The following is a 6,566-nucleotide window of genomic DNA, read 5'->3' on the forward strand; positions in this document are numbered from 1 at the left end:
TGTCCTAGGGTATTACCTTTCGGGCAGGGCAAACGCGAGGCGCATAGACTAAGCCCATGACTGAGCATGTTTCTGATACTGCGACCACTGACGCATATTCCTGGCTTGAAGGAACTCACGACGAGAAGGCACTGGCGTGGGTACGCCAGCACACCGAACGCACCGAGGCTGAACTTTACGACGACACTTTCCGTCAAAGCGTCCAACAGATCAAGACTGTACTCGACGCGCAAGATCGCATTCCCATGGTGAATAAGCGAGGTGAGCACTACTACAATTTCTGGCGCGATTCACAGCACCGATTGGGTTTGTGGCGCCGCACCGATTGGGAGTCTTACCTCACCGACGAACCTCAGTGGGAGATCCTGCTCGACCTCGATGCGCTTGCCCTAGCCGAGGGCCGCGAATGGCACTTTGCCGGTTCAGCTTTGCTTCGCCCGGACAATAACGAGCCGTACCGCCGTGCGTTGGTTCGGTTGAGCCCCGATGGTGGCGACCAAGTGCGGATTCGCGAATTCGACTTGGAATCCAAAACATTTGTGCAAGACGGTTTCGACTTGCCCGTCGCCAAGACCCAAGCTTCATGGATTGACCCGGACACGCTGTTGGTCGGCACGGCCAGCAGCGATCAATTCACCACTCGTTCCACCTATGCCAGCACGTTGCGCAAGGTAGGCCGCGGCATGGACATTGAAGCTGCTCCAATCATCTTTGAAGTCGGCAAAGAGCATGTCGCAGCGTTCGGCTACTATGATTCAACGCCTGGCTACCAGCGAATCGTCACCACCGATGCAATTGATTTCTACAATTCGAAGACCGGTGTGTTCATCGATGGCGTGCATCGGGAGCTGCAGGTACCCACTGACGTATCGGTGAGCTTGCACCGCCAATGGGTCCTGTTTGCCCCGCGGACCGATTGGGAGCACCAGGGCCAGCTCATCCCCGCTGGCGCGTTGGCCATCGCCTCCTTGGAAGTGTTCCTGGATACCGGAGCAGTGGACCAGGTGGTCTTCACGCCGGATGCGCATACGGCTTTGGAATCTTTGAGTTTCACCGCCAACTACCTGTTGCTTACTGTGTTGCACGATGTCGCGTCTCAGGTACGCATCATTGACCTGAATGCCGGTTTCGCGCAGTCCGAGATGCCTTTGGAAGACCGGATGCTCAGTGTCTCGGTAGCCGCTGTCGATGACGAAGACCAAGCGCATGGCGATGACTATTGGATGACGATCACCGGCTTCACCACTCCCACGACCTTATTGCGCGGAGAAGTTGGAAAACAGGCGGTAGCGATCAAGAAGTCACCAGATCGCTTTGATGCTCAAGGCTTCGAGGTCACCCAGCATTTCGCGACTTCCGCAGATGGCACCCGGGTTCCCTACTTCCAGGTCGCAGACCGCGACTTGGAATTCGATGGCATGAATCCCGTCCTGATGGACGGCTACGGCGGTTTCCAACACAGCATGACCCCGGGGTACGCGGCGGCTATGGGCACAGGATGGCTCTCTCATCGCACAAGCGACGGACGCAAGCCGGTCTACGTCATGACCAACATCCGCGGCGGAGGCGAATATGGTCCAGATTGGCATCGTGCCGCACTGCGCGCAAACCGTCACCGAGCGTACGAAGATTTTGCCGCCATTGCCCAAGATCTTGTCGCCCGCGGGGTTACCACCCGCGCGCATCTCGCGGCGACGGGACGGTCAAACGGCGGATTGCTGATGGGCAACATGATTGCCGGCTACCCGCAGCTCTTTGGCGCTATCTCCTGCGGCGTTCCACTGTTGGATATGAAACGGTACACCCAGCTCGCTGCCGGACATTCATGGATTGCAGAATACGGCGACCCTGATGTGCCAGAAGATTGGAAGTTCCTGCGCACATTCTCCCCAGTCCACCGGTTAAGCGACCAGCACCATGCTGCTGATGACTATCCAGCGTCATTGATTTGGACGACAACATCTGATGACCGGGTGGGACCATCCCAAGCGCGCATCATGGCGGCCAAGATGATGGACATGGGCATTGAAAATGTGCGGTATCACGAGCCAGAAAGCGGTGGGCATGCCGGTTCAACCGACAACGAGTCAACTGCAAAAATGCTGGCCACCAGCTACGAATTCCTGTGGCGACAGGTGCGTTAGCAGTCTCGTTTTGGAACACGCGCCTGTCTTCAGGTAAGCTAGAACCTGCTGGAAACAGCGGATGGACACGTGCCAGAGCGGCCGAATGGACTTCACTGCTAATGAAGGGTCGGGCTAAAACTCGACCGGGGGTTCAAATCCCCCCGTGTCCGCCAAAAAACCCCTAGTCAACTAGGGGTTTTTTATTTGCATGGTCATGGAATCGGCACAAATGGTCATAGCGATGCTCCATACTAATCCCATGGCAAGCCTCGACCAGTACCAAACCCCCTCCAAAGCCACTCGATACCGAGTCCGATGGATCACCAACGGCACCCGCGAATCGCAATCATTCGACACCGAAAAAGATGCCCTACGCTGGAAAGCCGTCATCGAAGCCGCCCAAGGCGACACCGACCGGGCCCTAGAATCCATCGAGAACCAACTCGAACAAGGCCCCACCGTCACCGAACTCCTAATACGCCACATCGACCAGCTCACCGACGTAGGCGACTACCAGCTCAGCCGATACCGCAAAGCCGCGGAACAGCACTTCGCCGGAGACCTCGGGGCCATGAAGATCCGCCGCGTCACCTCCGAGCACATCGTGGACTGGCAACGCTACATGGCCGAAAAAGGGCTGCAGACAAAAAGTATCGCCAACCACCGCGGCCTGCTGTCCGCCGCGTTCTCCACGGGCATCCGACTCCGCATCCTCGACCACAACCCCTGCGCCGGCGTACGCCTACCCAAAGACAACCGGCCCACCGAACAGATGCAGATCATCCCGCTCGACCAATGGAACGACCTCATGGGAGTCATGCACGCCCACTACGTCCCGTTCTCCCGGATGCTCCTCTACTCTGGGGCGCGGTTCGGTGAACTGACTGCCGTGCAGAAACCCGACTTCGGGTTCATCGGTGCCACATCCGTCCTGCGCATCACCAAAGCGTGGAAGGAAGATGACAAGTACAAGTACTACCTTGGCGCTCCCAAGACAAGGAAGGGCAAGCGGTCCGTTTCGCTGTCCCGGCAGGCGGACAAGATGATGCGGCCTGTACTCGCGAATCGTACAGATGAAGAACTCGTATTCAAGACCGTGTATGGTCGGCAGATCCGTTCGTCCGCGTATCACAAGGTTTGGGGCCAGGCTTGGGCGGAACTGGGGGTGCCGAAGGAACGGCGGCCACGGCCTCACGACATACGGCACACGCATGCCTCGATGATGCTGGCCAACGGAATGGATATGTACGAACTGTCCAGGCGGTTAGGTCATGAATCAGTCAAGACGACGGTGGACCGATACAGCCACTTGGTGGAGGGTGCTCACGCTCGTGGCGCGTCCATCGCCGACTCCGCATTTGGGTGAAAAGTATGCCCCGCAAATTGAACTCTGCGGGGCTATGCTTATTCTTCGTCGTCTTGCTTCTCAACTTCTAGCTCGTCCCACCATTGCCTGATCTGAGGGTCTTGGTAGGGTCCGAGGTTTCCGTATTGATCCATAAGGCGAATTCTAGTCGGATGCCGGGAGGCTGGATGTCCACGGGTCTGGTCGGAAGCTGATCTTCTGGTCTTCGCGTTGGTGCCATGTGTGATTGTCTTCAGTGCTTCGCCAGAGGCTGTCGCTCTGCCGGATGCGAGTGGCCGCAGTGGTTGGTACCCACTTCACGTACAACGGCCCGTTGTACACCCAGCGCGCACCATTGGACGGGTACTCGATAAACAGTTCGCCTGGTATCCAACCGCGCACGCGGGCATGGATCTTGCCGAGCTCCGGGTCTATCACCTGCACGTAAGGGTATTCCCGGACCATGTACGTACGCATTTGCTCGAAGCGAGGGTCGGAGAACTCAGCCATGCTTCGATTGTCTCTTAACGCAGAAAACTGCCCCACCCTCGTTTGAGGATGGGGCGGATCTGTTTGAGAAGCGTTTGGGGTGGGTGACAATTTGTACACGCCCCAAAAACTTGCCCAAAAAGCTATTCAGATACGTGCTTTTCGGACAAGTCAGTTGGGCTGCCCACTTCGATATTACCTGCGGGTGGTTCGTCGGTCTTGGTTCCGGCTGCCAGCCAAGGCAGGAAGCGCTGGAAGAACGCCTCCACACCGGGCAGGGCCATGATGCGGGTGATCGCCGCAGCGATACCCAGTGCCAGCGCCGCGGCGCCTGTAGCTGCTTCTGGGCTGCCCATCGTGGCCGCTCCGTAAATCGACGGGGCCATGGCGGCCAGAGCGACGATGACCGCGAGGATCGTGCGGACGGTAGCTCGCCAAGGGTGCTGGGACTGGGTGGTGACGGCTGTATGCTTAGCCATGGTTTCTCCTTAGTTGTTGTCGTTGAGCCACCGCTGGATGGCCTTGCCGGTTTCCTTCAACGGCTTGCCGTCCAGACGCCACTTGCGGGTGTCGTAGTAGACCTTGCCGCGGTGGCCCAGGTCGTCGGCCAGCATCCGCTGGAACTCGACCCAGAACCAGTAACCGTCCTTGCCGTCCTTCTTGAGCGGGGTGCCCTTCTTGACACCACGCGCAGTGAACGGGGTCTTCAGGTAGTAGCCGTTGCGCTGCATCAGCGTCATCGTGTCGGTGATGGTCAGCTTCTCGAACTTGCCATCCCAGCGCTGGTTGAGCCCGCCGATGACGTTCTTCAGCAGGATCTGCAGGGCGCCGATCTCCCACGACTTGAAGTTGCCGTTGATCTTCAGATCGGCGTAGTTGTCCGGGAAGTTCGTGGAACCGTTCGGCACGTTGTACGGCGACTGGTCCTTGACCTTCGGACGCGAAGCCACGGGCACCGTCTCACCGGTGACCTTGCCGCCCAGTTCCTTCTCCCACAGGGCCACGGTGTCCTCGACGCTGCGGTTAGCGGCCGTCCAGGAGAACTCGACGTGCAGGTGGTCGGTGTGCGGATTGACGCCGGTGTACTTGTACCAGCCGGTGTACTTGTATCCGCCGGAGAAGATCTTCCGGTTGAAGATGATGCACTGGATACCCAACTCCTTCGAGTTCAGGCGCAGCTGCTCGGCCAGCTCCTGGAACACCTCGATCTTGTCGTACCACTTCAGCCCAAGGTCGAAGGCACGGCCTTCACCATGCAACGAGGTGGTGCGAGTGGAGCCGCGCACGGGCCGGCAGTTGTAGATGCCGGAATTGCGGCCGCCCTGCTCCTTGTACTTGGCGAGGAACCAAGCCATTGCACCCTTCGCGCCAGTAGTCGGGCCCTTGGTGCAGGTCTTGGCGCCTGCATAGCCTCGGTAGATCGCCATGCTTACTTACCTCCTAGCGGCTTGATGCCCGACGCGGGCTCGACGTAGTCAGAGTGGTTCGGGTCGGTGACTTCCTCGGGGTTGGGGTCGTCGTATTCTTCTTGGTCGATCGCTTCGAGCGGGTCAAGATCAGGCATGCTTGCCACCTTTCGGGCATGAGAAAGCCCCGCCACACACCATGACGGGGCATAAAAAATGGACTAGCGGTTTGCTAGTCCTTGTTGTGTTTCTGTTGGTCTCGGTGTTTGCGTTGTTCTCGGATGATCGTGTATCCGAGCCATCCGACCACGAATATCAAGATCGAATACAACCCGAGGTAGATGAAAGGCCTGCCGGGGAAAGCAGGGAAGAACCCTGACAGTGTTGCCAGCAGGAGGATTGCCGACTGCACACCCAACAAAGCCATGAGCACACGACCAGCAGGAAAATCAGTCCACGCGCCCTTAGTGATCCAGTTCCACCCGAACATCACAATGATCGTCTCCACCAGAACTATCGCCATGAGGATTGCTGTGGTTGGTTGAACTGTCATGCTGGCTTCCCCCTGAACGAGCGTGTAAGCCCCTCGCTGAAATGATTTTGCCGGTTGATTTCGCGTAGCTTCTCCGAGTGCTGAGTCACTTCGCGTTTAGTTTCGTGTGCGGCCGCCAACTCAATATCAGCTTCAATCTTTGCTGCTAACGCTTCGTCTGCTTCGGCTTGCGCTTTCTTGCGTCGCCCCCAGATCATTGGCCATCACCTGGCTTGTTCGCGTCCTGCACGGCGGTCATGATCTTTGCGACGGTCTCATTCACTACCTGCTGTTCGCGTACCGTTTCAGACAGTGTGTGGATGATCTCTTGCTTTTTCTGGGCTGTTTCCTGCCAGGAGTCTCTACCTTTGACCATTACGTCATAGGTGGATTTTGGCACTATGCGGCCGGTGAGGATTAGCCAGACTGCGAGCATCAGCATCGCAGCCGGGCTAAGCCCACCAATCGCCGCCCACGGAATCGACTCAACCATCAGTGCTCCTTGATGCCTTACCTTTTCGCGTATAACGCTTATAGGCCTCCAGCCGAGCCCTAACTCTTGCCTCCGCGCATTCACGTGTTGGTGCCACCGGCTTATCCGAACCCAGGGCGAATACGGAGGACGCCCCATCAAGGAACATCGAAGCCTTCTCTCGAAAAGATATTTC

9 protein-coding genes and 1 tRNA gene are annotated in these 6,566 nt (G+C 57.8%); 3 read left to right on the forward strand and 7 right to left on the reverse strand.

Going from position 1 to position 6,566, the window contains the following annotated elements:
• Positions 1–56: 56 nt before the first annotated feature.
• The 3 genes from AB4Y71_RS17140 to AB4Y71_RS17150 all read left to right on the forward strand — a co-directional run bounded on the left by AB4Y71_RS17140 (position 57) and on the right by AB4Y71_RS17150 (position 3,492).
• Positions 57–2,144 (forward strand): prolyl oligopeptidase family serine peptidase, encoded by a 2,088-nt coding sequence (locus AB4Y71_RS17140; RefSeq protein ID WP_441722367.1) that lies wholly within the window; start codon positions 57–59, stop codon positions 2,142–2,144.
• 63 nt (positions 2,145–2,207) lie between these two features.
• A tRNA-Ser gene (locus AB4Y71_RS17145) sits at positions 2,208–2,299 on the forward strand.
• 68 nt (positions 2,300–2,367) lie between these two features.
• On the forward strand, positions 2,368–3,492 hold the full coding sequence (locus tag AB4Y71_RS17150) for a tyrosine-type recombinase/integrase (RefSeq protein ID WP_441722371.1): 1,125 nt from the start codon (positions 2,368–2,370) through the stop codon (positions 3,490–3,492).
• Positions 3,493–3,636: 144 nt separating this feature from the next.
• On the opposite strand, the gene AB4Y71_RS17155 is transcribed toward AB4Y71_RS17150, so the two are convergent.
• The 7 genes from AB4Y71_RS17155 to AB4Y71_RS17185 form a co-directional block, all read right to left on the reverse strand.
• Positions 3,637–3,981: a hypothetical protein gene (locus tag AB4Y71_RS17155; RefSeq protein WP_441722374.1), complete on the reverse strand. Its 345-nt coding sequence runs from the start codon at positions 3,979–3,981 to the stop codon at positions 3,637–3,639.
• A 122-nt stretch (positions 3,982–4,103) separates the two neighbouring features.
• Complete coding sequence (locus AB4Y71_RS17160) at positions 4,104–4,439, reverse strand: hypothetical protein (protein ID WP_441722377.1); 336 nt, start codon at positions 4,437–4,439, stop codon at positions 4,104–4,106.
• Between the two features lie 9 nt (positions 4,440–4,448).
• Positions 4,449–5,387, reverse strand: coding sequence for a hypothetical protein (locus AB4Y71_RS17165; protein ID WP_441722380.1), 939 nt, complete (start codon positions 5,385–5,387; stop codon positions 4,449–4,451).
• Positions 5,388–5,389: 2 nt separating this feature from the next.
• Positions 5,390–5,524 carry a hypothetical protein gene (locus AB4Y71_RS17170; protein WP_441722383.1) on the reverse strand — a complete coding sequence of 45 codons (135 nt, stop codon included), beginning with the start codon at positions 5,522–5,524 and terminating at the stop codon, positions 5,390–5,392.
• Positions 5,525–5,598: 74 nt separating this feature from the next.
• Positions 5,599–5,919, reverse strand: a complete 321-nt coding sequence (locus tag AB4Y71_RS17175; protein ID WP_441722386.1) for a putative phage holin — start codon at positions 5,917–5,919, stop codon at positions 5,599–5,601.
• Entirely contained in the window at positions 5,916–6,116 is a 201-nt protein-coding gene (locus AB4Y71_RS17180; protein WP_441722388.1) for a DUF7620 family protein, read from the reverse strand. Before AB4Y71_RS17180 ends, AB4Y71_RS17175 begins: the two co-directional genes overlap by 4 nt.
• The gene (locus AB4Y71_RS17185; protein WP_441722391.1) at positions 6,113–6,391 is read right to left on the reverse strand and encodes a hypothetical protein; all 279 of its coding nucleotides are present in this window, start codon (positions 6,389–6,391) and stop codon (positions 6,113–6,115) included. The genes AB4Y71_RS17180 and AB4Y71_RS17185 overlap by 4 nt, the downstream gene beginning before the upstream one ends.
• Between the last annotated feature and the right edge of the window lie 175 nt (positions 6,392–6,566).

The sequence above is a fragment of the Glutamicibacter sp. MCAF14 genome, from assembly GCF_052114325.1.
In the GTDB taxonomy this organism is placed as follows: Bacteria; Actinomycetota; Actinomycetes; order Actinomycetales; family Micrococcaceae; genus Glutamicibacter; species Glutamicibacter arilaitensis.

Coding starts and splice junctions, on each gene's coding strand:
- AB4Y71_RS17140 (WP_441722367.1), top strand. CDS start 57: ATGACTGAGCATGTTTCTGATACTGCGACCACTGACGCATATTCCTGG.
- AB4Y71_RS17170 (WP_441722383.1), bottom strand. CDS start 5,524: ATGCCTGATCTTGACCCGCTCGAAGCGATCGACCAAGAAGAATACGAC.
- AB4Y71_RS17160 (WP_441722377.1), bottom strand. CDS start 4,439: ATGGCTAAGCATACAGCCGTCACCACCCAGTCCCAGCACCCTTGGCGA.
- AB4Y71_RS17150 (WP_441722371.1), top strand. CDS start 2,368: ATGCTCCATACTAATCCCATGGCAAGCCTCGACCAGTACCAAACCCCC.
- AB4Y71_RS17180 (WP_441722388.1), bottom strand. CDS start 6,116: ATGATCTGGGGGCGACGCAAGAAAGCGCAAGCCGAAGCAGACGAAGCG.
- AB4Y71_RS17165 (WP_441722380.1), bottom strand. CDS start 5,387: ATGGCGATCTACCGAGGCTATGCAGGCGCCAAGACCTGCACCAAGGGC.
- AB4Y71_RS17155 (WP_441722374.1), bottom strand. CDS start 3,981: ATGGCTGAGTTCTCCGACCCTCGCTTCGAGCAAATGCGTACGTACATG.
- AB4Y71_RS17175 (WP_441722386.1), bottom strand. CDS start 5,919: ATGACAGTTCAACCAACCACAGCAATCCTCATGGCGATAGTTCTGGTG.
- AB4Y71_RS17185 (WP_441722391.1), bottom strand. CDS start 6,391: ATGGTTGAGTCGATTCCGTGGGCGGCGATTGGTGGGCTTAGCCCGGCT.